This is a genomic window from Bacillus sp. X1(2014), from assembly GCF_007678255.1.
The window spans coordinates 261654-285094 of sequence record NZ_VEED01000001.1 but is presented as its reverse complement, the minus strand read 5'-3'; the positions used below and the strand labels follow the sequence as shown (position 1 = coordinate 285094).

The following is a 23441-nucleotide window of genomic DNA, read 5'->3' as shown; positions in this document are numbered from 1 at the left end:
AAATGATAATATTTTTCATGGATTGTTTTCTAAAAACATTCAATATACATAATAATTTATTTTTAGGAGTGGAATTCATGGAAAAAACATTTTTAATGGTAAAACCTGATGGTGTACAACGTAACCTAATTGGAGAAATCGTTTCACGTTTTGAAAGAAAGGGCTTTCAATTAGTAGGGGCTAAATTAATGAGCATTCCTAATGAACTAGCCGAAGAGCATTATGGTGAACATAAAGAGCGTCCATTCTTCGGAGAATTAGTAGATTTTATTACTTCAGGACCAGTTTTTGCAATGGTTTGGCAAGGTGAGAATGTGATTGCTACTGCTCGCCAAATGATGGGTTCTACTAATCCAAAGGATGCTGCTCCTGGAACGATCCGCGGTGATTTTGGATTAACAGTTGGAAAAAATGTTATCCATGGGTCTGATTCACCTGCAAGTGCTGAGCGTGAAATTGGCTTATTCTTTAAAGATTCTGGGGTAGTAGAGTACAATAAACTAGTAAACGAATGGATCTACTAATTGAAATGAAGAGAGGCATTTGTATAAGAAATTATACAAATGCCTTTTTTTATATGAGAAATTTATTCTCTCTTTTCTGAATAGTTATACTATGTTTATTGCGCAGTATATGGTATATTGATACAAAATTCTTTAATGAGTTGAAGGGGGAAAGTAATATGGGAATGAGATATTTAACAGCAGGAGAATCCCATGGGCCGCAATTAACAACGATAATAGAAGGCCTCCCTGCAGGTATGCCATTATTATTGGAAGATATAAATGAAGAATTATCCAGGCGTCAGAAAGGTTATGGACGCGGAAGAAGAATGCAAATTGAAAAGGATACAGCCCAAATTGTTTCTGGTGTCCGCCATGGGTATACTCTCGGCTCACCCGTTGCATTAGTAGTTCATAACAATGACTGGAAGCACTGGACAAAGATTATGGGGGCAGAACCGCTAGAAGAAGGACAAGAAGATGAGATAAAGCGGAAGGTAACACGTGCTCGTCCGGGGCATGCCGATTTAAATGGTGCAATTAAATATGGTCACAGAGATATGAGGAATGTCCTTGAACGTTCTTCTGCACGTGAGACCACCGTCAGAGTTGCAGCAGGTTCCGTAGCCAAAAAGCTTTTATCATTAGTGGGTGTTGAAATTGTTTCCCATGTAGTTGAAATAGGAGGAATCAAAGCTAATATTGATCGCTCCATTTCATTTAATGAATTGAAGGAAAAAACAGAAAATTCTCCTGTTCGTTGTGCTGACTCTAACGTAGAAAGTGATATGATGGCTGCAATTGATGAAGCAAAGAAAAATGGGGATTCGATTGGCGGAGTAGTAGAAGTAATCGCTACGGGAATGCCAGCAGGTGTAGGAAGTTATGTTCATTATGATCGGAAATTGGATGGGAAATTAGCAGCCGCTATTATGAGTATAAATGCCTTTAAAGGAGTAGAAATTGGCATAGGCTTTGAGGCTGCAAGGAAACCTGGTAGTGAAGTACATGATGAAATTGCATGGGACCAAGAAAAAGGTTATTACCGGAAGTCTAATCGCCTTGGTGGATTTGAAGGTGGTATGACAACAGGCATGCCGGTTGTGGTCAGAGGGGTAATGAAACCTATCCCGACATTATATAAACCTCTAATGAGCGTTGATATTGATACAAAAGAGCCGTTTGCAGCAAGTGTCGAGCGTTCAGACAGTTGTGCAGTACCTGCTGCAGCTGTTGTTGCAGAACATGCGGTTGCTTGGGAACTTGCCAATGCTTTGGTTGAACAATTTTATAGTGACCGTTTTGAGACTTTTGCAGAGGAAATTAAAAGACAGCGGGAATATGCGAGGGAATTTTAATGGAAACCATTCAAATCCATACAGATTCAAAAAGCTATGATGTCTATGTGGGAGAAGGAGTAAGGAAAGAAATCGGCCCTTTTTTGGCGAACCATTTTGACGGTCTATCTAGAATATTAATCATTACCGATGAAACGGTTGCAGAGCTTCATCTGGAAAAATTATTGTTTGAGTTGAAATCGTTAAACCCTGTAATTTTTACTGCTCCTAGTGGGGAAAAAGCAAAAACATTTGAAGTTTTCTATGCTGCGCTTTCAACAGCACTTGAAAACAAACTAGACCGGAAATCTGTCATTCTCTCCTTTGGAGGGGGGGCTGTTGGAGATTTGTCAGGATTTGTTGCAGCATCCTTTATGAGGGGCATTCCATTTATACAGGTACCAACTACTATATTAGCTCATGATAGTGCCGTTGGCGGGAAGGTAGCCATTAATCATCCGCTCGGGAAAAATATGATTGGGGCTTTCCATCAGCCAGAAGCAGTTTTTTATGATTTAGCATTCCTTAAAACACTACCAGTTCATGAAATTCGTTCTGGTTTTGCTGAGGTTATTAAACATGCACTTATTGATGATATCGATTTCTATAACTGGTTAAAAGATAATGTGCAAGACCTTCAAACCTTATCATTAGAGATGTTATCTGAATCTTTAATAAAAGGTATAAGGGTAAAAGGTAAAATTGTTGGTCAAGACGAAAGAGAAACGGGGATCAGGGCTTACTTGAATTTTGGCCACACGCTAGGTCATGCCATTGAATCTGAGATGGGTTATGGGAACTTTACGCACGGGGAAGCAGTGATGATAGGAATGATTTATGCCCTAAAGCTAAGTAACCAATTACTAGGACTTACTTTCGATATCGAAGAATTTACTAACTGGATTGAAAGACTAGGTTATGAATCAAAAATCCCGGGAAATCTATCCCATGAAAAATTAATCAACAAAATGAAGCAGGATAAAAAGTCGGTTAGGGATGAGATTCGCTTTGTTCTACTTGAACAATTGGGTCAGCCACAAGTTAAGGAAATTTCGGAAACAATCCTATACGAACAATTAAACAGTAATTAATAAGGGGGGCTTTTCTTGATTAGAGGGGTAAGAGGAGCAATTACGATTGACCAGAATACCGAGGAGGAAATCATCTCTGCAACAGAAGAACTTTTTGTGAGGTTAATTGAAGAAAATCATATTCAACCAGATCAAGTTGGATCAATTTTCATTTCAACAACCGACGATGTTAACGCAGGATTCCCTGCCAAGGCACTTCGTAAATTTGAGGGGTGGACGTATGTCCCTGTGATGTGTATGCAGGAAATTCCTGTTCCCAATTCGTTAAAGAAGTGTGTCCGGGTCATGATGCATGTCAATACAAACAAACCACAAGAAGAGATTATTCATGTATACTTAAAAGGTGCAACTGTTCTAAGGCCCGACCTTGGCAGCAGTCTAGCAAAATAGGTAAAAACAGTAAAAGCTGTAATAGAATAATTTATTACGAACGGAGTGAGTAAATATGAGATGGAAAGAGCAGTTATTACAACTGACTCCTTATCAACCAGGGAAATCGATAGAAGCAGTGAAGAGGCAATATAAACTTGACAAGATAGTGAAGCTAGCATCAAATGAAAATCCTTTTGGATGCTCATCTCAGGCTTTAGATGCACTTCAATCAAATCAAACAAGTTTGGCAATCTATCCTGATGGTTATGCAACTTCTTTACGAGAGACACTTTCAGCCTTTTTACAGGTTGAGGAAGAAGAATTAATCTTTGGAAATGGCTCAGATAACTTAATTCAAATCATTTCAAGAGCACTGTTACATCCGAATGCTAATACAATTATGGCTACACCTAGCTTTTCACAATATAAGCATAACGCAGTGATTGAAGGGGCGGTTTGTAAGGAAATCCCGCTTGTAAATGGAAACCATGATTTAGATGCCATGTTGGCTGCCATTGATGATCAGACCAATGTCATTTGGCTATGCAGTCCTAATAATCCTACCGGTACCTATATACCAGAATCTAAGTTAAACGCTTTTCTTGAAAAAGTTCCTGCTGATATTTTGGTCGTACTAGATGAAGCTTATTATGAATATGTTGTTGCGGAAGATTACTATGATTCCATCAAATTAGCTCAAAAGTATGAAAATTTAATTGTCTTGAGGACTTTTTCAAAAATATATGGCCTCGCTGCCTTAAGAATAGGCTATGGGGTTGCCAATCGGGCAATCATTAAAGCACTTGAACCAGCTCGGGAACCCTTTAATGTTAATTCTTTAGGTTTATTAGCGGCAGCTGCAGCCATAAGAGATCAGGAATTTATAAACAGCTGCAAAGAAAAAAATAGGCAGGGGCTTGAACAGTTCTATGAATTCTGTAGGAAGTATGAACTCGATTATTACCCATCACAAACAAATTTTATTTTAATTGATTGTAAAACAGATGGGGATTTGGTATTCGAAAATCTAATGCAGAGAGGATATATTGTTCGTTCCGGGAAAGCTCTTGGTTTTCCTACTGGGGTTAGAATTACAGTGGGATCATCTGAACAAAATGAGGGTGTTCTTAATGTATTAGGAGAGTTTTTATCACAAAAGTAATACAGTTCTGCTTTGTTTTTAGGGGGAGTTATCATTGAAAGGCCGTGTTTTTGTTATAGGCTTAGGATTAATTGGAGGTTCTCTTGCCCTTTGTATAAAAAAGGAACATGGGGATGCAACGATTGTAGGATTTGATATTAATAGTGAACAGGCAAGACTAGCAAAAATGCTTGGAGTCATTGATGAAATAGCTGAAGATATCCAAAGTGGTGCAATTGATGCTAATTTAATTATTATTTCTGCACCTGTAAATGAAACAGAGGAAATTATCCAATTCCTTGCGGGTCTCCCTCTCCATCCAGAGGTAATCATGACAGATACAGGCAGTACAAAAAGCAAGATTGTTGGAAGTGCCAAAAGCCTAAAAGAACGAGGAATTACATTTATCGGCGGGCATCCAATGGCGGGATCACATAAAAGTGGTGTTTCTGCTGCCAAAGAAATATTATTTGAAAATGCATTTTACCTGTTAACACCGCAGGAACATATAGAAGATTCAAAGGTTGAACAAATAAAATTATGGTTAGCTGGGACGAAAGCCAAGTTTTTAACTATCACACCAGAAAATCATGATTATCTTACCGGAATTGTCAGTCATTTTCCTCATATCATTGCTGCCTCGATTGTTCGCCAAACTGAAAAGTTAGCAGAAGCAGAGAGTTTAATTCCACGTCTTGCAGCAGGCGGGTTTAGAGATATTACCCGGATCGCCTCAAGCAGTCCGAAGATGTGGAAGGATATTCTCCTCCACAATCGTGAGATATTAATTGAACTGCTCAATCAGTGGCAAGAAGAAATGAATGATGTCAAAACGCTGCTTGAAGATGAAAACAGTTCGGCAATATATGACTATTTTCACCAAGCAAAACAATTCCGTGATGGCCTGCCTCAAAAAGATAAGGGTGCGATTCCGGCATTTTATGATTTATTTGTTGATGTACCGGACTATCCAGGGGTGATTTCCGAAATCACCGGTTATTTAGCGAAAGAAGAAATTAGTATCACAAATATTAGAATTTTAGAAACACGTGAAGATATAAATGGTGTCTTAGTAATTAGTTTTCAAACAGAAGAGGACCGGCAAAAAGCTGAACGATGTATCGGCTCCTATTCTAGTTTTGCTACATCTATTGGTTCTTAAAATGATATATAAAAAAGGTGATTTTTCATGACGTCTCTAAAACTGAAGACAAACATAACACACTTAAACGGAGAAATAACGATTCCTGGGGATAAATCAATTTCGCATCGGTCAGTTATGTTTGGTTCGATTGCTCACGGTGAAACCAAAGTATCCAATTTTTTGCCTGGGGAAGATTGCTTAAGCACGATTTCGTGCTTTCGAAAACTTGGAGTGACCATCGAAGAATCTGATGGTCAACTTCGCATTATTGGAAAAGGATTTGAAGGGTTAACCGAACCCAATGAAGTATTGGACGTTGGTAACTCTGGAACAACGATCCGTTTATTAATGGGAATATTGGCAGGTAGACCATTTTTCTCCTCCCTTGTTGGTGATGAGTCAATCGGGAAACGTCCAATGACGAGGGTAACAAACCCATTATCGGATTTAGGTGCAAGAATAGACGGCCGTAACAACGGTTCCTTTACCCCCATTTCTATTCGTGGTGGTGAATTAAAACCTGTAAATTATCAACTTCCGGTTGCAAGTGCACAAGTTAAATCTGCATTAATTCTTGCAGGGCTGCAAGCAGAAGGACAAAGTGTGATTATTGAGCCTGAAGAAACACGTGATCATACTGAAAGAATGATCATTAAATTTGGCGGAGAAATACACAAGGATAACCAAATGATTATCGTCAATGGCGGTCAAAAACTAACTGGAACGACAGTTTACGTTCCTGGGGATATATCGTCTGCAGCATTCTTTTTAGTTGCAGGTGCAATAATTCCTGAAAGTGAAGTTGTTTTGAAAAATGTCGGACTAAACCCAACAAGAACAGGAATTATCGAAGTAATGAAAAAAATGGGTGCTGACTTAGAAATTGTTCAAAACGAGGAATCTTCATTTGAACCTATGGGAGATCTTATTATTAAGACTTCCAGTCTTAAAGGTACTGTTATTGAAGGAGATTTAATTCCAAAATTAATTGATGAAATCCCAATAATTGCCCTTTTGGCCACTCAGGCTGAAGGTACAACAATTATCAAGGATGCCGAGGAATTAAAAGTTAAAGAAACAAATCGAATTGATACAGTTGTTCATGAACTTAAAACCTTAGGTGCTAGAATCGAAGCAACTGAAGATGGAATGATCATTCATGGTAAAACCAAATTAGGTGGTGGAACTGTCTCAAGTCATGGCGACCATCGAATTGGAATGATGCTGGCCATAGCTGCACTCCTTTGTGAAGAAAAAGCAGAGCTAGAAAACCCAGAAGCCATTTCCGTTTCATATCCGAACTTCTTTGACCATTTAAATAGCCTTATAAAGTAAAGCTGCATTTCAATGCACCAAGATTGTCGAGAAAGAATATTCTTCTCGGCAATTTTTTTATTTTGTCATAGCATTATAACCGACTTTTATTGAGTTTAAAGTCTTTATGAAAACACTCTGTTGATTGGAGCGGAAGGCACGAAGACTCCTGCGGGAGTACGGGGCAGGAGAGACCCCGCAGGACCGAAGCGGCCTCGAGGGGCTAGGCGCGCTGTAGCTGGACTGGCTCCCCGGCACGCCCGCGACCGCTCGTGCCTGGAGCGCAAATCAACAGACATGTTGCAAAGCTTATATATTAATATTCTTTATATTTTATTTGCTAAATAGCATAGTTTTTAGAATTTTCGCATAGCTTGTCTTAAAGAGAAAAGTGAAAGTGAAAAGTACGACACAATGAAAAGGGTGGTGGATAATGTATATCATTGAAAATGCCAATCTCCTGAAAGACAAGCAATTAAAAACATGTTCACTATTAATTAGTAACAACCGAATAGAGAAGATTGACTCGCATTTCAAACATTATCGGCTCATAAAAATGAATGCCGATCCATATATTATGGCCCCTGCCTATGTTCTATTTAATTCAAATATTCCACAAATAAGAACCTTTCAAGAATTAAAAAAGTGTTTGAGAGAAGATTTTTTGTTGAAAGGTTGCACCACCTTGTTCACCTATGTTAATGTTTCCTACGAAAATGAATTATCCACAAAGATATCTGCGCTGAAAACGGCTCTCTTAAGCAGCCCAATTGACTATCTCATTGGGGTAAGAATACCTGTTCGTTTGATTACTCAATCGTTTATTAGGAAATGTAAGAAGGAAAAAGTACCGGCTATTTTTGTTGACCTTCAATCCCATGAAGAATTAGAACAAATTCCCTGGGGTTGGATTAAAGAAGCAATGTTCCCCTTCAATAGTCCGTTAATCCCAATAATTTCTTCAGTTCACAAGAAGGAAGTAAAGAGTGTTTTGTCGAAATGGAAAGGTATCATGAAAAGAGAGAATATCCCGGCTCTTTATGAAGAAATTGAAGAAAATAGCCCATTGGCTGTTTCTGTTTTAAATAAAATTGGTGTATATCCGCAAAAAGCAAGTTTAATGTGTGGTACAGAAGTGAGTTATAATTTGTATACAAAAATAAATGAAAGCCAGAATGTTGATGATATGAATTTATTTCTTTATCATTGTGATAGACTCGTAGTGACTGTCCACAAGGGGGATGTTCTACGAGCAGGTGGTGAAGTGATATTTAAACCTGGAAATGGAGAACATGTTAGGGTGCGAATCCCATCCTATTTTTCTCTGTCAATCTAGGAGAACGAGAGGTAAGTGTCAATGGAACGAGTGAATAAAATTATTAACATGTTAGAAAATGGTCAACATAATGAGGCCTTAACTGAATATAATGATGTATTACAAAATGGCATGCCTGATGAAAAGTTCCTTCTTGGCGAAGAATTGTATCAATATGGTTTCCTAGAAGAGGCAAAGTCACTAATACAAAATTTATTAGAAACATTCCCTGAGGAAGGTGAGCTTCTAGTCCTGTTAGGTGAAATATTAGTTGAAGCCGGGGAAGACGAAGAGGCAATTCTTATTCTTGAAAAGATATCAGAACATGATGCTAATTTTGGACAATCCTTACTTTTATTGGCCGATCTTTATCAAGTTCAAGGTTTATATGAAGTTTGTGAAAGAAAACTTCTGAAGGCAAAGGAATTGTTGCCAGATGAAATCATTATAGATTTTGCTATAGGAGAACTTTACAGTGAACAAGGTGAAGTGACCAAGGCACTGGAAGCATACGAAAAGGTTCTAAAAGAAGAAAATGAAATAGCTGGTGTAAATATAGATCAACGGATAGCAGATCTCTTAAGTGTATCTGGAATGTTTGAAGAAGCATTGGTTTATTATGAAAAGGCAATAAATGAAAAGTTAGAGATTAACACTTTATTCGGCTATGGTTTTACTGCACTTCAGGCTGGATATTATCAGACCGCTATTGGAAAATTCACTGAATTAAAAGAGCTGGATCCAGAATATCATTCGCTATATTTACACCTTGCTTTAGCATATGAAAGGGAGGGAGAACTTGAAAATAGTTTACTTACCATTCAAGAAGGCATAAAACAAGATGAATTTAATAAGGAGTTATTTTTCCTTGGAGGGAAAATAGCAACCCAATTGGGGAAAGCGGAAGATGGAGAACAGTATTTCCGCGAAGCACTTGCCTTAGACCCAGGATTTATTGAAGCAGCACTAACATTAAATAAACTCTTTTTCCTTCAAGAAAGATATGAGGACATCATTGATTTAATTACTGAACTTGATATTAAAGAAGATGAAGAACCCCAACTTTTGTGGGATGCAGCAGTAAGCTATCAGAAGCTAGAAAAATTTTCTTACGCATTAGACAAATATGAAAGTGCATATACTTTTTTTAAGAAAAATGAAACTTTTTTACAGGATTACGGTTATTTTCTAATTGAAGAAGGAAAAAGTGACCGCGCCGCCGAAATTTTTAAACAGTTGCTTAATGAAGATCCAACAAACGGGGAGTATATGGATTTACTTGAACGTCTTACAGGGTTGAAAGATTAAAAAAAAGCTGATTTGCAGAGGAGGGAAACTATCATGGCAACCCCTGTTTCTGTCAACGAGAAGAAGGACTTTATTCGCTGGTTTTTAAATCATTATCAATTAAAGAGAAGAGAATGTGTTTGGATTCTTAACTATCTTATGAGCCACGATCAACTTATGGAGAAGGTCCATTTTGTGGAGCAAGCACAGTATTGTCCGAGAGGTTTAATTATGTCTACACATTGCGTCGATAAGGTACCATTTAGATTCTATAAAGAAAATGTGATGACAACTGATGCTGAAAAATCCTTTCACGATATTCGCTTAAATCGAGATGAGGATATTTTTATCCAATTAAACTTTCATGCTTCTAATCAGGCACACCAGTATGCTGCGGTTCTCGAAGAAAATTTATATGTTCCTAAACATCTGCAAGTGAATGAGAAGGATGGCATCATTGCAGAACAATTACTGCAGCGGAGTATTGAACACTTTCAACGTGAGAAAATCCTTCAATTAATCGATGAGGCCCTTGATAATCAAGATCGAAAGGCATTTCAAATCCTGACGCAAAAACTTAATACATTAACATTGACTGAACAAAAAGGAAGCGTGCGATAAGCAGCTTCCTTTTTGTTTGGAATTTTTCTAATTATAGCTCTATATCTTTTATTGTTTCTGTAGAAAATGATATTATAATAATAGTGAAATCAAAAGGTTGGTGCATAGATATGAAATGGACACCTCAAGATATTGAGACGTATTTGAATGCCAAGGAGTATGTAGACACAGCTGTTGTACCGTTACTGGCCGTTTCTATCGGGGGAGAGATGAAACAGTCTGCGACCGGTGCGGAATTTATCACATTGCTAACAGGCCATTTAGAAAGGCAATTTACAGGAAGATTATTATTATTGCCTCCCTATACATATCTGAAGTCCAAAAATGGAGAAGATACTATTAGTGATTTGAAGGATTGGGAGGATAGCCTTACAAAGGGGGCGTTTAAACACGTATTTTACATAACATCCGAAATTGAATGGAGAACACGAGAAGGAGAACTATCTGGAACCGTTTTATGGCTTCCATCCATCCCGCTTGAACATATGAATGATTCACAGAAAATGGCGGTTGTTGATAGTCAAGTAAAACAATTATTAGATCTTTTTACGCAAAAATGGCATGAAAATGAGTAAAACCATCTTTTAAGCATGTTTTTAAAATAGTATGATATTGACCTAACCTGAAGATTGATATATCATTGTTATGTCCTAGTTTTATATGTGTTTAAATTTTGTCCGTTGGACTTAACTTCATGAATAGAGGGGGGGATATAAGCATGAGTAAGCAACGCGTTTCAAGACGTCAATTTTTAAGCTACACATTAACAGGGGTAGGCGGCTTCATGGCTGCTGGTATGTTAATGCCAATGGTAAGATTTGCAGTTGATCCTGTTTTAAAGGCTGAAGAAGGCGGAGATTTTGTCGCAACAAAGCAAAAGGTTTCTGAAATAACAAACGAGCCGGTTCGAGTTGACTTTAGCTTTAAACAAAAGGATGCATGGTATGAGTCTGAGGTTACGGAAACTGCATGGGTTTATAAGAATGATGCAGGTAAGATTGTAGCCCTTTCACCTGTGTGTAAACATTTAGGCTGTACGGTTAACTGGAATACGGACAAGGAACATCCAAATCAGTTCTTCTGTCCATGCCACTATGGCCGTTATACAAAGGATGGAACCAATGTTCCAGGTACACCACCACTTCACCCGCTTGATGTATATCCATTTAAGGAAAAAGACGGTTTTCTTTATCTAGGTAAAGCTGAACCACGGAAGGAGGCGTAACATGTTAAACAAGATTTACGATTGGGTAGATGAACGTTTAGATATTACGCCTTTGTGGCGCGATATCGCAGACCATGAAGTACCTGAGCATGTTAATCCAGCGCATCACTTTTCAGCGTTTGTATACTGCTTTGGAGGTCTGACATTCTTCGTTACAGTCATTCAAATTCTCTCTGGTATGTTTTTAACCATGTACTATGTACCAGATATTAAAAACGCATGGGAATCGGTTTATTATCTTCAAAATGAAGTTGCTTTTGGACAAATTGTACGTGGTATGCATCACTGGGGTGCGAGTTTAGTACTTGTAATGATGTTCTTACATACACTACGTGTTTTCTTCCAAGGTGCATATAAAAAACCTCGTGAATTAAACTGGGTAGTCGGAGTGCTTATTTTCTTCGTAATGCTTGGCTTAGGTTTTACAGGTTACTTATTACCATGGGATATGAAAGCGTTATTTGCAACAAAAGTAGGTCTGCAGATTGCCGAAGCAACACCATTTATCGGCTCACAGGTTAAGGTTTTACTTGCAGGACATGAACATATTGTTGGTGCACAAACATTAACCCGCTTTTTTGCGATTCATGTGTTCTTCTTGCCAGGTGCATTGCTTGGATTAATGGGAGCCCACTTCTTAATGATTCGTAAACAAGGTATTTCTGGACCACTATAAAAAACGGCTTTTTTATACAATCGTTGTTTTTCTACTAACTACGGAAAAAGGAGGGGGATTGCTCGATGCATCGCGGTAAAGGATTAAAGTTCGTTGGTGATTCACGTGTTTTAGCACCTTCTGAACGAAAAAAAATGATTCCGAAGGATTACTCTGAATACCCTGGTAAAACAGAGGCGTTCTGGCCTAACTTCCTTTTGAAAGAATGGATGATAGGAGCCGTATTTCTTGTCGGATTTTTATGTTTAACCGTTGCCCATCCGGCTCCGCTTGAAAGAATAGCGGACCCGACTGATACTGGGTACATTCCATTGCCAGACTGGTATTTCTTATTTTTGTATCAATTACTAAAATATTCATATGCATCCGGACCATATACGGTTATCGGAGCAATGATTATGCCAGGACTTGCATTTGGAGGCTTACTATTAGCTCCGTTCCTGGATAATGGTCCGGAACGACGTCCAATTAAGCGCCCGGTTGCAACTGCAGCTATGCTTTTGGCATTAGCTGGCACCGTATATTTAACGTGGGAATCTGTTGCGACACATGACTGGGAACAGGCTGAACGTCAAGGTAAAATTGTTGAGAAGGTTGATATTGATAAGTCGAGTGCCGGCTATAAAATAGCTAGTGCCAATACATGTATTACTTGTCACGGTGATGATCTTTCTGGTGGTGCCGGTGCGCCTGCATTAGTTGGAACGGGTCTATCTGCAGATGAAGTGGCGAAAATTGCTAAAGAAGGTAAAGGCGGGAAAATGCCAGCCGGAATCTTCAAAGGTACTGACGAAGAACTTAAAACACTTTCTGAATTTATCTCAGGCCTTGGTAAGTAATAAACGAATTGTTAAAAAGCTGACGAACGATCGTCAGCTTTTTTCTTCATGAAAAAAATCATGAAAGGAGCTTGCTCGTGAGTTGGATATACCCACTCTTGGCCAATCGGTCAATTATGAAGCTGTTATTATTTATAAATATAGCAGGAACCATTTATGGATATTACTGGTATGGATGGCAGCTAAAAGAAACACCTGCAATTTTCCTGCCATTCGTTCCTGACAGCCCAACAGCTAGTTTATTTTTTGTTTTCGTTCTGATTGCCTTTCTATTAAGGAAAAATTGGCCTTTAATAGAGGCTCTAGCGATTGTCACACTTTTTAAATATGGAATTTGGGCAGTGGTAATGAACATTCTCGTCTACTTTGTCCAAGGAGAACTTGATGCAGTTGGCTATATGCTGATATTTTCTCATTTCGCAATGGCTGTTCAAGGTATTTTATATGCTCCATTTTACCGTTTTAAATGGTGGCATTTAATCATTACAGCGATCTGGACCTTACATAATGATGTGATTGATTATGTATTTTTTATGTTGCCAAGCTATCATATGCTTGACCGCTACACCCCGCAAATTGGGTATTTTACTTTCTGGCTCTCGATTTTTTCCATCGCACTTGCCTATTATTTTTCCATTCGGCCAAATCGGTATAAACTTGAAATAAAATAATCCAATATGGTCTAACCTTGTCCACCTCTACATACATTTTATTAGTAATGAAAGGGGGGACAAGGATTGAAAATCAAATGGTTATTTTTATTTGCAATTATCATGATGCTTACTCCCACAACTATTTATGCAGAACAACAATCGCCAATGGAGAAGCTTGATGATATATCAGATGAAGCACTCCAAATGGTTAAGTTTCATAGATATGAAGATGCAAAAAGACTCCTTGATTATTTTTCAGATCAGTTCACTAGTATTGCTGGTTCGGATCCACCATTAACCATGGATGAGGTAAGAATAATTAACACCTCCCATGATGAAGCAATGGAAGCGGCAGTAAGTTCCAACATGAAATATGAGGAACGAATAAATAAATTAGTCAAATTTCGACTTGTTATTGATGCGATTGCTACAAGTCATCAACCGTTATGGGTTGAAATGGAAGATCAAATTATGACTGCTTTTCATCAAGCAAAAGATGCTGCTAAAAAAGGTGATTCTGGACACTTTCATACAAACTTCAACTCATTTTTATCTTTGTACAATGTCATCTATCCAAGTATGAAAATTGATGTGTCCGTAGAAAATGTACAAAAATTAGATGCTCGGATTGATTTTATTAATGAATATCGTTCCCTAGTAGTAAGTGATACGAAAAGTCAACAGGAATTGGATAAACTAGATACTGACTTAGTCAAACTCTTTTCTAACATGGAAGAGGATGAGGCAGATCCTAACATTTGGTGGGTTATTATCTCCACTGGAAGCATTATTATCATGACCCTGTCCTACGTTGGCTGGAGAAAATATCAAGGTGACAAGAACCAGAAAAAAGACCGATCGAAAGATTGATACTAAAAAAGCAATGTCCAACGACATTGCTTTTTAATCTATTAAAGGCATTTTATTTTCATCTAGGGTGAACCCTTCTCCATGAACATCATGGACAATGGTAATGGAAACAAAGGCATGCGGATCGACCGAGGTTATTACATTTTTTAACCGGACGATTTCATTTTTAGCTACAACACAATATAACACTTCACGTTCACTTTTTGTGTACGATCCATAACCTTTTAAGGCAGTTACTCCTCGGTCCATTTCCTCCATAATTTTTGCGGCAATTTGTTCATTTTTTTCAGAAATGATCATTGCACCTCTTGCTGAATAAGCGCCTTCCAAGATGAAATCGATGACTCTTGCACCAATAAAAACAGCTACAAGTGTATACATTGCCTGTTTATAATTTAAATACGTAATAAGTGATAAGGCGATAACACATGCATCAAATAAGAACATCGTTTTTCCCATATTCCAGCCTGCATATTTTTGGACGAGCCTTGCAATAATATCGACTCCGCCCGTTGTTCCACCATATCGAAAGATCACTCCTAAACCAATGCCGGTTAAAACCCCAGCAAATAATGCCGCTAATGTTAAATCACTTTCAAGTGGCATTTCAATGGAATAGCGTTGAAATATCCATAGAAAAATTGATACTCCCACTGTTCCTATAATGGTATATAAAAATGTATTCCGTCCTAACAATTTCCAGCCAATAAAAAAAAGTGGAATATTTAAAAATAGATTTGAATAAGACGGATCCCACTTGAACAAGAAATAAAATAAGAGTGCAATCCCAGTGAAACCACCCTCAGCCAACTTGTTTTGCATATTAAAATTGACAAGTCCAAACGACATGATTGCAGCTCCTAAAAGGATGAACAATATGTTTTTAAATTTAAGTCCTGATAACATTCATAATCCCCCCTCTGCCATAAATTCTCTTATATGGCGGTTTTTATTATATCGAATTAAAAAAGCTAGAGCAATGAGTTGTAAAAAAGAGCATTAATAAATGAAAACATTTGTAAAACAGCAATAATTTAGCTAACATAAACAATGAATAAGAAAATGGACATAAGTATCAGTCATAATAACGAGGTGTAGACAAATTGGCCAAGGAAAAGACGATAAAAGATCTTCAGCAAGAAGTAGATTTGTACATTAGTCAATTTAAAGAGGGTTACTTCAGTCCGCTAGCCATGCTGGCGCGACTTACAGAGGAACTAGGGGAATTTGCCAGAGAGGTAAACCATTATTATGGAGAGAAACCAAAAAAAACTAGTGAAACTGAAAAAGCGATTGAGGAAGAGTTGGGGGACCTTTTATTTGTATTAATTTGCTTTGCAAATTCTTTAAATATTAGCCTCGAAGATGCACATGATTATGTCATGGCAAAATTTAAGACAAGAGACAAAGATCGTTGGACAAGAATTAATGAAGGAAAAATGGAGTGAATATTATGGAAAAAATAAAAATTATCATCGCAGGTCCCCGCGGCAGAATGGGGAGCGAAGCTGTAAAGTTGGTCGCTAATACTGAACACTTTGAACTAGCGGCTGTTGTAGATCATAAGTATGATGGTATCATGCTAAGCGATTTGGAAGGTTTTCATTCAATACATAATGTGCAAGTTTATTCTAATATTGAAACATGCATGCAAAATGTTCAAGCAGATGTGTTGATTGACCTAACAACACCTGAAGTAGGTATGCACCACGCAAAAACTGCGCTTGCCTACAATGTACGCCCAGTTGTAGGTACGACCGGTTTTACCACTAGTGATTTAGAGGAATTAGAAAGTATTTGTCAGGAAAAGAATTTGGGGTGTATCATCGCTCCGAATTTTGCCATAGGTGCTGTGTTAATGATGAAATTTTCCCAATTGGCTGCAAAATATTTTGATGATGTAGAAATTATTGAATTACACCATGACCAGAAGTTGGATGCACCGTCTGGAACTGCGGTAAAAACTGCTGAAATGATTTCTTCAGTTCGAGAGTCAAAAAATCAAGGTCACCCAAATGAAAAAGAAACAATAGTAGGTGCTCGAGGAGCAAATTTTGATGGAATGCATATTCACTCGGTCCGTTTGCCGGGATTGGTCGCGCATCAACAGGTGTTATTCGGCTCAGATGGTCAGACTCTAACAATCAGGCACGATTCCTACCACCGAGGATCGTTCATGTCTGGGGTAAAAGTGGCAGTGGAGTCTGTGATGACACATAATACCTTTGTTTATGGCCTTGAAAATATTTTAGGTTAGGAGGAGATATAATGAATATTGCTTTAATTGCTCATGATAATAAGAAAAATGATTTGGTGCAGTTCGCGATTGCTTATCAGAATATTTTTTCGAAGCATTCTTTATTTGCTACTGGGACAACTGGGCAAAGAATTAGTGAAGCAACGGGGTTGAGTATTACACGGTTTCAATCCGGACCGCTTGGTGGCGACCAGCAAATCGGTGCCATGATTGCCCAAAATGAAATGGATGCAGTTTTCTTTTTCCGAGATCCATTAACCGCCCAGCCACATGAACCAGATGTTACTGCATTAGTAAGGCTATGTGATGTATACTCCATACCCCTTGCAACTAATATGGGAACTGCAGAATTGCTAATAAGAGGTTTAGAACTGGGGCTTATTGAATGGAGAAATATAATTAAAGAGAATGGTGGACTTAATGATTAATCAACACCTTCAAGTCCTTGCATTTGGTGCCCATGCAGATGATGTCGAGATAGGCATGGCGGGGACTATCGCAAAATTTACATCTGAAGGAAAACGTGTGGGTATCTGTGATCTAACAGATGCCGACCTCTCCTCAAATGGATTCGTAGAATTAAGAAAGTTAGAGGCAGCGAAAGCAGCTGAAGTGCTAAAAGTTTCATGTAGAACCTCCCTAGGCTTACCAGATAGGGGTTTATTTCTTAAAGAAGAATACATAAGAGAAATTGCAAGGGTCATAAGAAAAAATAAGCCTCAAATTGTGTTTGCACCTTATTTTGAAGACCGCCATCCAGACCATGGAAATTGTGCTAGTTTAGTGGAGGAGGCAGTTTTTTCTGCTGGAATACGAAAATATGTAACAGAAGGAAATGAACCTGCCCACCGAGTAGAAAGAGTTTATTTTTATATGATTAATGGTTTTCATAAACCAGATTTTGTAATCGATATATCTCAATACATAGATAAAAAGCTTCAAGCATTAAGGGAGTATAAGAGCCAATTCCAGCAAACAAAAGAAACCTACAATACCCCGCTCGTAAATGGGTATATTGAAACAGTAGAGGCAAGGGAAAGAATGTTTGGCAAGCTCGTTGGTGTTACATTTGCTGAAGGGTTCAAAACGAAAGTTCCTATTCTTTTGAATCGAGATCTGATAGGAGAATAACCATGAGGAAATTAAAAATTGGAATTACTTGCTATCCGACAGTTGGCGGGTCGGGTGTGGTAGCAACGGAATTAGGAAAAATGCTGGCTGAAAAAGGTCATGAAATTCATTTCATTTCATCTAGTATTCCTTTTAGATTGAACAAAATTTATCATAATATCTATTATCATCAAGTTGAAGTGAATCAATATTCCTTATTTCAGTACCCACCTTACGATATTGCTTTAGCAAGTAAAATGGCGGAAGTAGCTAATCGGGAAAAATTAGATTTGCTTCACGTTCACTATGCTATTCCTCACGCGGTTTGTGCTATATTAGCCAAGCAAATGAGTCACCGAGATTTTAAAATCGTCACTACCCTACACGGAACAGATATAACTGTCTTGGGGTATGATCCTTCGTTGACAGATGCGATTAAATTTGGAATAGAAAAATCTGATGTGGTAACTGCTGTTTCGAAAGCGCTTGTGGATCAAACTTATGATCTCATAAATCCTGATAAAACAATCGAAACTGTCTATAATTTTATTGATGACCGAGTCTATAAAAAAATGGATGCACTTGCTTTGAAGTCAGATTTTGAGATAAGGGAAGAGGAGAAAGTGATCATTCATGTTTCCAATTTCCGTCCAGTAAAACGAGTGAAAGATGTAGTGAAATCTTTTGCAAAGATTGCATCAGCAATGCCTGCAAAATTACTGTTGGTCGGAGATGGTCCCGAAATGACCATCGTTTGTAAGTTAGTCAGAGAACTGGGCTTAGAAGATCAAGTCATTTTTCTAGGTAAACAAGAGAGTTTAGAGGAATTGTACTCTATTAGTGATTTAATGTTGTTATTATCGGAAAAAGAAAGCTTTGGACTTGTTGCCTTAGAGGCGATGGCATGTGGTGTCCCTTGTATAGGGACAAATGTTGGCGGTGTACCAGAGGTTATTAATCATGGTGTCAATGGATTTATTTGTGAAGTAGGAGACATAGAGGATATTTCCAGTAAAGCATTGGCTGTTTTAAATGATGCGAAGCTTCATCAGCAATTTTCTAAACAGTCCATTTACACAGCAAAAACAACATTTAAAGCGGACCAAATCGTTGAACAATATGAGCAAATATATTTTAATTTACTGAATTAAGGTGAAGGAAATGACAGACCCATTCCAAACTGCAATTCCTGTCATAAAAAAGCTAGAGGATGCCGGTTTTGAAGCCTACTTTGTTGGCGGATCAGTGAGAGATTTTCTTTTAAAAAGAATGATTAATGACGTGGATATTGCGACAAGTGCAACACCAGATGAAGTGAAAAAAATTTTTCCGAAAACAGTAGATATTGGAATAGAACATGGAACGGTTCTGGTCCTGGTAAATAACGGGGCATATGAAATCACAACATTTAGAACAGAATCTGAGTATGAAGATTATCGTAGACCGAAAGAGGTTACGTTTATTCGAAATTTAAAGGATGACTTGCAGCGCAGAGATTTTACAATGAATGCCATAGCAATGGACAGGAATAGAAAACTGATTGATCCATTTAATGGATTTTTAGCGATTCAGAATAAAATAATTCAAACCGTCGGAAGCCCACGTGACAGATTCCAAGAAGATGCCTTAAGAATGATGAGAGCGGTACGGTTTGTTAGTCAACTTTCATTTCAAATTGAAGCGGGAACTGTCACCGCATTAGCCAGTTTGGTTCACTTACTTGATAAGATTGCTGTAGAGAGAAAAAGAACCGAGTTCGAAAAACTGTTAATCGGTAAAAACAAACCCCCAGCTCTAAATATCCTTCTTGATACCAACATCTATTTATATTTGCCTGGTTTAAAAGGAAAGCGGCAATCGTTAGAGAAAATGATTAGCTTTGAAAGTAATACTCTCAATATTAATGAAATGTGGTCATTATTAATTTTCTGTTTACAATTAAAAGAAAAAGAGATCGAGGTATTTCTAAAAAACTGGCGGCTTGCAATTAAGGAAATAAGAGAGATTGGGCGAACGGTCCATTTCTTATATAAAAGACTTGAACAAGAATGGTCTGTTTATGACCTCTATTCTGCGGGCCGTGATACGATTCTTTCAACAGAAAGACTCTACCTTGTGATTAAACGAATAAAGGATACTCGATCGATTGAACATTGGGTAGAACTGTATGATTCTCTTCCGATTAAAGAACGGGCAGAAATAAATGTATCAGGGAATGACTTAATGGATTGGTACAATAAAAGAGGCGGCCCATGGCTAAAGGAAACGCTATTAGATATTGAAAACAGTATCCTATCTTGCCAACTAGAGAATAACAAAGAAAAAATCAAGGAGTGGCTAATGAAGTGCAATCAGAAATAAGAAAAGAATTACTTGATGCCTTTACAAATGCCGGAGATGCCTTTTTGTCAGGTCAACATCTAGCTGAACTCATTGGCTGCTCTAGGACGGCAGTTTGGAAGCACATAGAGGAACTAAGAAAAGAAGGATTTGAATTAGATGCAGTTAGAAATAAGGGATATCGAATTCTGAAAACCCCAGAAAAAATAACTGCGGATGAAATAAGACTTGGTCTTACAACTCACTTCATGGGGAGAAATATCCATTATGAGGAGACTGTTGAGTCTACTCAGAAGATTGCCCATCGCATGGCTTCTGAAGATGCCCCAGAAGGAACGGTCATTATCGCCGAAGAGCAGTTGTCAGGAAGAGGCAGGATGGCCCGTAAATGGCATTCTCCAAAATATACAGGGATTTGGATGAGCATGATCCTGCGCCCCAATATTCCTCTTAGTAATGCGCCACAATTAACATTATTAGCAGCGGTTGCAATTGTTCAAGCCATTGAAGAATTGACAGACTTAATCCCAGATATCAAATGGCCTAATGATGTTCTAATTAGTGGGAAAAAAGTCACTGGAATTTTAACTGAGCTACAGGCTGAAGCCGATCAAATTCATTCGATTATTATTGGAATAGGTATAAATGTGAATCAAAAGACAGAAGATTTCCCAGCAGAAATTCAAGAAATTGCCACGTCCCTTTTTATTGAGCAAAAAGAAACTGTTTCGAGGGCAGAATTAATTAAAAGTATCCTCAAGAACTTTGAAAATTTGTATACAATGTATTTGGAACAGGGCTTCTTACCAATAAAGCTTTTATGGGAGGGCTATGCCAGCAGTATCGGTAAGTACATTAAAGCGAGAACATTAACGAAGACCATTGAAGGTAAAGCACTCGGAATCACAGATGATGGAGTGTTGAAACTAGAGGATCAGACTGGTTTCATTCACCAAATTTATTCAGCGGATATTGAGTTATAAGGCTTGAACTTTTCGAGAAATTTGCTATAATTCATTCCAATGGGCAGTATCCATGGTGAACTGCACCTTTATGTAATAAACAACAATTTAAAAAGGTTTCTGCCTAGATCCGTTTAACGGACCGGGACAGAGGGATGAAGCATGTAATTGAGTAATAGGGATCCTCTGCCTTCAGATGGATCTTTTTATTTGCTCTTCGAAATCTTCTAATTCCCTCTCCCAACTAAAAGGAGGGAAAAATGGATGAAACAAGTAACAGATTTTTTGAAAATGAAGGAAAATAACGAAAAAATTGTCATGTTAACTGCGTATGATTACCCTTCTGCTAAACAAGCAGAAGAGGGTGGAGTGGACATTATTTTGGTGGGAGATTCCCTTGGTATGGTTGTCTTAGGGTATGATTCAACCATACCGGTGACGCTTGAAGACATGATCCATCATACGAAAGCAGTAAAACGAGGTGCTAAAGATACATTTATTCTCGCAGACTTGCCATTTTTAACCTATCATTTATCTGTCCGAGATACTTTATTGAATGCAGGCAGACTCATTCAAGAAACAGGCGCACATGCAGTAAAGCTTGAAGGTGCAGATGATGTAATAGAAAAAATATCTGCTCTAACGAAAGCAGGCATCCCAGTGTGTGCTCATTTGGGATTAACTCCACAATCAGTTGGGGTATTAGGCGGGTATAAAGTACAAGGGAAAGATGCCGAGGCAGCAAGAAAACTAATAGATGATGCGAAGAAATGTGAAGAAGCAGGAGCATTCGCTATCGTCCTTGAATGTGTCCCAAAACAATTGGCTGAGGAAATTACACAAAGTCTTTCTATACCTATAATTGGTATTGGTGCTGGAATTGAGGTGGACGGTCAAGTGCTCGTTTATCATGATATCCTTGGATATGGTGTTGAGCGTGTACCGAAGTTCGTGAAACAATACCATTCCGTAAATCCTTTTATGATCGAATCTATTCAAGCATATGCAGCAGATGTTAAAAACAAACAGTTTCCTGAAGATAAGCATTCATTCACAATGAAGGAGCAGGAACTCAAAGGGCTTTATGGAGGTATAAAATGAGGATAATCACCACAATTAAAGAAATGCAGGAGTTAATTTTGAATCAAAAGTCCCAAGGAAAATCGATTGGCTTTGTTCCAACGATGGGTTTTCTGCACGAAGGACATTTAACGCTGTTAAATAGAGCTAGACAAGAAAATGATATCGTCGTCCTCAGCATATTTGTGAATCCTTTACAGTTTGGGCCGAAAGAGGATTATGCTGAATATCCGCGTGACTTTGAGCGTGACCGTGCCTTGGCTGAAAGTGAAATGGCCGATTTTCTATTTTATCCAAGTGTAGAAGAAATGTATCCGACCGACCTTTCAGTCAGAGTTACCGTACAGGAGCGCACAGATGTTTTATGTGGTAGTTCACGCCCTGGCCATTTTGACGGCGTTGCTACAGTCATTACAAAGTTCTTTAACATTATTATGCCAACACGTGCATATTTTGGGAAAAAAGATGCTCAGCAAGTTGCGGTTATTGAAGGGTTAATTTCAGATTTTAATATTCCTGTAAATCTTGTAGCAGTAGATATTGTCCGGGAAAATGATGGACTGGCTAAGAGTTCCCGTAATGTTAATCTCCTGCCGAAGGAAAGAAAAGAAGCACCTGTTCTTTATCAAAGTCTTCAAGCAGCAGCTGCAGCTATAGATGCAGGTGAGAGAGATCCAAATAAATTAATTCATATGATTCGTGAAGAGATTGGTAAAGAATCATCTGGTGTAATTGATTATGTCCAAATCTACTCCTATCCGCAATTAAAACCATTGGCAAAATTAGAGGGTACAATTATTATTGCGCTCGCTGTAAAATTTACAAAGGTTCGTTTAATAGACAATTTAATTACAAAAATAGATTGATAGGTAAGAGGAAATGGAGGAAGAGGATATGTTGCGCAACATGATGAACGGAAAGATCCACCGTGCCACAGTTACTGAGGCAAATTTAAATTATGTAGGCAGTATTACAATCGATGAGGACATTTTAGATGCAGTCGGAATGATTGCAAATGAAAAAGTTCAAATTGTTAACAATAATAACGGTGCCCGCTTAGAGACTTATATAATTCCTGGTGAAAGAGGCAGTGGAGTCATTTGTTTAAATGGTGCAGCCGCCCGTCTTGTTCAAAAAGGTGATATCGTCATTATTATCTCTTATGCGCTGATTGCTGAAGAAAAAGTAGCTGCACATAAACCAAAAGTAGCGATCATGGATGAAGATAATCGGATTAAAGAACTCATTCATGCTGAACCTGCATTAACGATCATGTAATCCCCGTTCAGGGGATTTTTCTTTTT

Annotated in this window: 27 protein-coding genes; 26 read left to right on the top strand and 1 reads right to left on the bottom strand. The window is 38.1% G+C overall.

The window, feature by feature from the left end; all coding sequences use genetic code 11:
- Nucleotides 1-77 precede the first annotated feature (77 nt).
- The 16 genes from ndk to ypjB all read left to right on the top strand — a co-directional run bounded on the left by ndk (nucleotide 78) and on the right by ypjB (nucleotide 14388).
- Complete coding sequence (gene ndk / locus FS608_RS01470; protein WP_026563926.1) at nucleotides 78-524, top strand: nucleoside-diphosphate kinase; 447 nt, start codon at nucleotides 78-80, stop codon at nucleotides 522-524.
- Between the two features lie 164 nt (nucleotides 525-688).
- The gene (gene aroC, locus FS608_RS01465; RefSeq protein ID WP_144547955.1) at nucleotides 689-1861 is read left to right on the top strand and encodes a chorismate synthase; all 1173 of its coding nucleotides are present in this window, start codon (nucleotides 689-691) and stop codon (nucleotides 1859-1861) included.
- Entirely contained in the window at nucleotides 1861-2931 is a 1071-nt protein-coding gene (aroB, locus tag FS608_RS01460; RefSeq protein WP_144547466.1) for a 3-dehydroquinate synthase, read from the top strand. The genes aroC and aroB overlap by 1 nt, the downstream gene beginning before the upstream one ends.
- A 15-nt stretch (nucleotides 2932-2946) precedes the next feature.
- Complete coding sequence (gene aroH, locus FS608_RS01455) at nucleotides 2947-3321, top strand: chorismate mutase (RefSeq protein WP_144547464.1); 375 nt, start codon at nucleotides 2947-2949, stop codon at nucleotides 3319-3321.
- Nucleotides 3322-3376: 55 nt separating this feature from the next.
- Nucleotides 3377-4465, top strand: coding sequence for a histidinol-phosphate transaminase (gene hisC / locus FS608_RS01450; protein ID WP_144547462.1), 1089 nt, complete (start codon nucleotides 3377-3379; stop codon nucleotides 4463-4465).
- A gap of 34 nt (nucleotides 4466-4499) precedes the next feature.
- Complete coding sequence (locus FS608_RS01445) at nucleotides 4500-5606, top strand: prephenate dehydrogenase (RefSeq protein WP_144547460.1); 1107 nt, start codon at nucleotides 4500-4502, stop codon at nucleotides 5604-5606.
- Between the two features lie 27 nt (nucleotides 5607-5633).
- Entirely contained in the window at nucleotides 5634-6923 is a 1290-nt protein-coding gene (gene aroA / locus FS608_RS01440; protein ID WP_144547458.1) for a 3-phosphoshikimate 1-carboxyvinyltransferase, read from the top strand.
- A 412-nt stretch (nucleotides 6924-7335) separates the two neighbouring features.
- A complete protein-coding gene (locus FS608_RS01430) occupies nucleotides 7336-8238 on the top strand; it encodes a hypothetical protein (protein ID WP_144547454.1) in 903 nt (300 codons plus the stop codon).
- 21 nt (nucleotides 8239-8259) lie between these two features.
- A complete protein-coding gene (locus tag FS608_RS01425) occupies nucleotides 8260-9525 on the top strand; it encodes a tetratricopeptide repeat protein (RefSeq protein WP_144547452.1) in 1266 nt (421 codons plus the stop codon).
- A 33-nt stretch (nucleotides 9526-9558) separates the two neighbouring features.
- On the top strand, nucleotides 9559-10125 hold the full coding sequence (locus FS608_RS01420) for a ReoY family proteolytic degradation factor (protein ID WP_144547450.1): 567 nt from the start codon (nucleotides 9559-9561) through the stop codon (nucleotides 10123-10125).
- 110 nt (nucleotides 10126-10235) lie between these two features.
- Nucleotides 10236-10700, top strand: a complete 465-nt coding sequence (locus FS608_RS01415) for a YpiF family protein (protein WP_144547448.1) — start codon at nucleotides 10236-10238, stop codon at nucleotides 10698-10700.
- 143 nt (nucleotides 10701-10843) lie between these two features.
- Nucleotides 10844-11350, top strand: a complete 507-nt coding sequence (locus FS608_RS01410; protein ID WP_098574793.1) for a QcrA and Rieske domain-containing protein — start codon at nucleotides 10844-10846, stop codon at nucleotides 11348-11350.
- A gap of 1 nt (nucleotide 11351) precedes the next feature.
- Nucleotides 11352-12026: a menaquinol-cytochrome c reductase cytochrome b subunit gene (qcrB, locus tag FS608_RS01405; protein WP_144547447.1), complete on the top strand. Its 675-nt coding sequence runs from the start codon at nucleotides 11352-11354 to the stop codon at nucleotides 12024-12026.
- Between the two features lie 65 nt (nucleotides 12027-12091).
- Nucleotides 12092-12865 (top strand): menaquinol-cytochrome c reductase cytochrome b/c subunit, encoded by a 774-nt coding sequence (locus tag FS608_RS01400; RefSeq protein ID WP_144547446.1) that lies wholly within the window; start codon nucleotides 12092-12094, stop codon nucleotides 12863-12865.
- A 77-nt stretch (nucleotides 12866-12942) separates the two neighbouring features.
- Nucleotides 12943-13536, top strand: a complete 594-nt coding sequence (gene lhaT, locus FS608_RS01395) for a lipoprotein heptaprenylglyceryl N-acetyltransferase LhaT (protein ID WP_144547444.1) — start codon at nucleotides 12943-12945, stop codon at nucleotides 13534-13536.
- Nucleotides 13537-13602: 66 nt separating this feature from the next.
- Nucleotides 13603-14388, top strand: a complete 786-nt coding sequence (gene ypjB, locus FS608_RS01390) for a sporulation protein YpjB (protein WP_260871553.1) — start codon at nucleotides 13603-13605, stop codon at nucleotides 14386-14388.
- A gap of 33 nt (nucleotides 14389-14421) precedes the next feature.
- Here ypjB and FS608_RS01385 read toward each other — a convergent pair whose 3' ends face one another.
- Nucleotides 14422-15294, bottom strand: a complete 873-nt coding sequence (locus FS608_RS01385; RefSeq protein ID WP_144547442.1) for a YitT family protein — start codon at nucleotides 15292-15294, stop codon at nucleotides 14422-14424.
- Between the two features lie 197 nt (nucleotides 15295-15491).
- Between FS608_RS01385 and FS608_RS01380 the strand changes: the two genes are divergently transcribed.
- The 10 genes from FS608_RS01380 to panD all read left to right on the top strand — a co-directional run bounded on the left by FS608_RS01380 (nucleotide 15492) and on the right by panD (nucleotide 23415).
- The gene (locus FS608_RS01380) at nucleotides 15492-15836 is read left to right on the top strand and encodes a nucleotide pyrophosphohydrolase (protein ID WP_144547440.1); all 345 of its coding nucleotides are present in this window, start codon (nucleotides 15492-15494) and stop codon (nucleotides 15834-15836) included.
- Nucleotides 15837-15841: 5 nt separating this feature from the next.
- Nucleotides 15842-16645, top strand: coding sequence for a 4-hydroxy-tetrahydrodipicolinate reductase (dapB, locus tag FS608_RS01375; RefSeq protein WP_144547438.1), 804 nt, complete (start codon nucleotides 15842-15844; stop codon nucleotides 16643-16645).
- 11 nt (nucleotides 16646-16656) lie between these two features.
- Nucleotides 16657-17073, top strand: coding sequence for a methylglyoxal synthase (gene mgsA, locus FS608_RS01370; protein WP_144547436.1), 417 nt, complete (start codon nucleotides 16657-16659; stop codon nucleotides 17071-17073).
- Nucleotides 17066-17776, top strand: a complete 711-nt coding sequence (gene bshB1, locus FS608_RS01365) for a bacillithiol biosynthesis deacetylase BshB1 (protein WP_144547434.1) — start codon at nucleotides 17066-17068, stop codon at nucleotides 17774-17776. The genes mgsA and bshB1 overlap by 8 nt, the downstream gene beginning before the upstream one ends.
- 2 nt (nucleotides 17777-17778) lie before the next feature.
- Complete coding sequence (bshA, locus tag FS608_RS01360) at nucleotides 17779-18906, top strand: N-acetyl-alpha-D-glucosaminyl L-malate synthase BshA (protein WP_144547432.1); 1128 nt, start codon at nucleotides 17779-17781, stop codon at nucleotides 18904-18906.
- A gap of 10 nt (nucleotides 18907-18916) precedes the next feature.
- Nucleotides 18917-20116: a CCA tRNA nucleotidyltransferase gene (locus FS608_RS01355; RefSeq protein ID WP_144547430.1), complete on the top strand. Its 1200-nt coding sequence runs from the start codon at nucleotides 18917-18919 to the stop codon at nucleotides 20114-20116.
- Entirely contained in the window at nucleotides 20101-21078 is a 978-nt protein-coding gene (locus tag FS608_RS01350; protein WP_144547428.1) for a biotin--[acetyl-CoA-carboxylase] ligase, read from the top strand. Before FS608_RS01355 ends, FS608_RS01350 begins: the two co-directional genes overlap by 16 nt.
- Nucleotides 21079-21321: 243 nt before the next feature.
- Nucleotides 21322-22158 carry a 3-methyl-2-oxobutanoate hydroxymethyltransferase gene (gene panB, locus FS608_RS01345; protein ID WP_144547426.1) on the top strand — a complete coding sequence of 279 codons (837 nt, stop codon included), beginning with the start codon at nucleotides 21322-21324 and terminating at the stop codon, nucleotides 22156-22158.
- Complete coding sequence (panC, locus tag FS608_RS01340) at nucleotides 22155-23003, top strand: pantoate--beta-alanine ligase (RefSeq protein ID WP_144547423.1); 849 nt, start codon at nucleotides 22155-22157, stop codon at nucleotides 23001-23003. Before panB ends, panC begins: the two co-directional genes overlap by 4 nt.
- A 28-nt stretch (nucleotides 23004-23031) precedes the next feature.
- On the top strand, nucleotides 23032-23415 hold the full coding sequence (gene panD / locus FS608_RS01335; protein ID WP_144547421.1) for an aspartate 1-decarboxylase: 384 nt from the start codon (nucleotides 23032-23034) through the stop codon (nucleotides 23413-23415).
- Nucleotides 23416-23441: the final 26 nt, after the last annotated feature.

What these genes read in the sequence shown, in the direction of transcription:
- FS608_RS01425 (WP_144547452.1), top strand. Translation starts at nt 8,260, where the DNA reads ATGGAACGAGTGAATAAAATTATTAACATGTTAGAAAATGGTCAACAT.
- aroB (WP_144547466.1), top strand. Translation starts at nt 1,861, where the DNA reads ATGGAAACCATTCAAATCCATACAGATTCAAAAAGCTATGATGTCTAT.
- FS608_RS01415 (WP_144547448.1), top strand. Translation starts at nt 10,236, where the DNA reads ATGAAATGGACACCTCAAGATATTGAGACGTATTTGAATGCCAAGGAG.
- panD (WP_144547421.1), top strand. Translation starts at nt 23,032, where the DNA reads ATGTTGCGCAACATGATGAACGGAAAGATCCACCGTGCCACAGTTACT.
- panC (WP_144547423.1), top strand. Translation starts at nt 22,155, where the DNA reads ATGAGGATAATCACCACAATTAAAGAAATGCAGGAGTTAATTTTGAAT.
- FS608_RS01400 (WP_144547446.1), top strand. Translation starts at nt 12,092, where the DNA reads ATGCATCGCGGTAAAGGATTAAAGTTCGTTGGTGATTCACGTGTTTTA.
- panB (WP_144547426.1), top strand. Translation starts at nt 21,322, where the DNA reads ATGAAACAAGTAACAGATTTTTTGAAAATGAAGGAAAATAACGAAAAA.
- FS608_RS01430 (WP_144547454.1), top strand. Translation starts at nt 7,336, where the DNA reads ATGTATATCATTGAAAATGCCAATCTCCTGAAAGACAAGCAATTAAAA.
- FS608_RS01410 (WP_098574793.1), top strand. Translation starts at nt 10,844, where the DNA reads ATGAGTAAGCAACGCGTTTCAAGACGTCAATTTTTAAGCTACACATTA.
- ndk (WP_026563926.1), top strand. Translation starts at nt 78, where the DNA reads ATGGAAAAAACATTTTTAATGGTAAAACCTGATGGTGTACAACGTAAC.
- FS608_RS01385 (WP_144547442.1), bottom strand. Translation starts at nt 15,294, where the DNA reads ATGTTATCAGGACTTAAATTTAAAAACATATTGTTCATCCTTTTAGGA.
- qcrB (WP_144547447.1), top strand. Translation starts at nt 11,352, where the DNA reads ATGTTAAACAAGATTTACGATTGGGTAGATGAACGTTTAGATATTACG.
- hisC (WP_144547462.1), top strand. Translation starts at nt 3,377, where the DNA reads ATGAGATGGAAAGAGCAGTTATTACAACTGACTCCTTATCAACCAGGG.
- bshA (WP_144547432.1), top strand. Translation starts at nt 17,779, where the DNA reads ATGAGGAAATTAAAAATTGGAATTACTTGCTATCCGACAGTTGGCGGG.
- mgsA (WP_144547436.1), top strand. Translation starts at nt 16,657, where the DNA reads ATGAATATTGCTTTAATTGCTCATGATAATAAGAAAAATGATTTGGTG.
- aroC (WP_144547955.1), top strand. Translation starts at nt 689, where the DNA reads ATGAGATATTTAACAGCAGGAGAATCCCATGGGCCGCAATTAACAACG.
- FS608_RS01355 (WP_144547430.1), top strand. Translation starts at nt 18,917, where the DNA reads ATGACAGACCCATTCCAAACTGCAATTCCTGTCATAAAAAAGCTAGAG.
- aroA (WP_144547458.1), top strand. Translation starts at nt 5,634, where the DNA reads ATGACGTCTCTAAAACTGAAGACAAACATAACACACTTAAACGGAGAA.
- bshB1 (WP_144547434.1), top strand. Translation starts at nt 17,066, where the DNA reads ATGATTAATCAACACCTTCAAGTCCTTGCATTTGGTGCCCATGCAGAT.
- FS608_RS01420 (WP_144547450.1), top strand. Translation starts at nt 9,559, where the DNA reads ATGGCAACCCCTGTTTCTGTCAACGAGAAGAAGGACTTTATTCGCTGG.
- dapB (WP_144547438.1), top strand. Translation starts at nt 15,842, where the DNA reads ATGGAAAAAATAAAAATTATCATCGCAGGTCCCCGCGGCAGAATGGGG.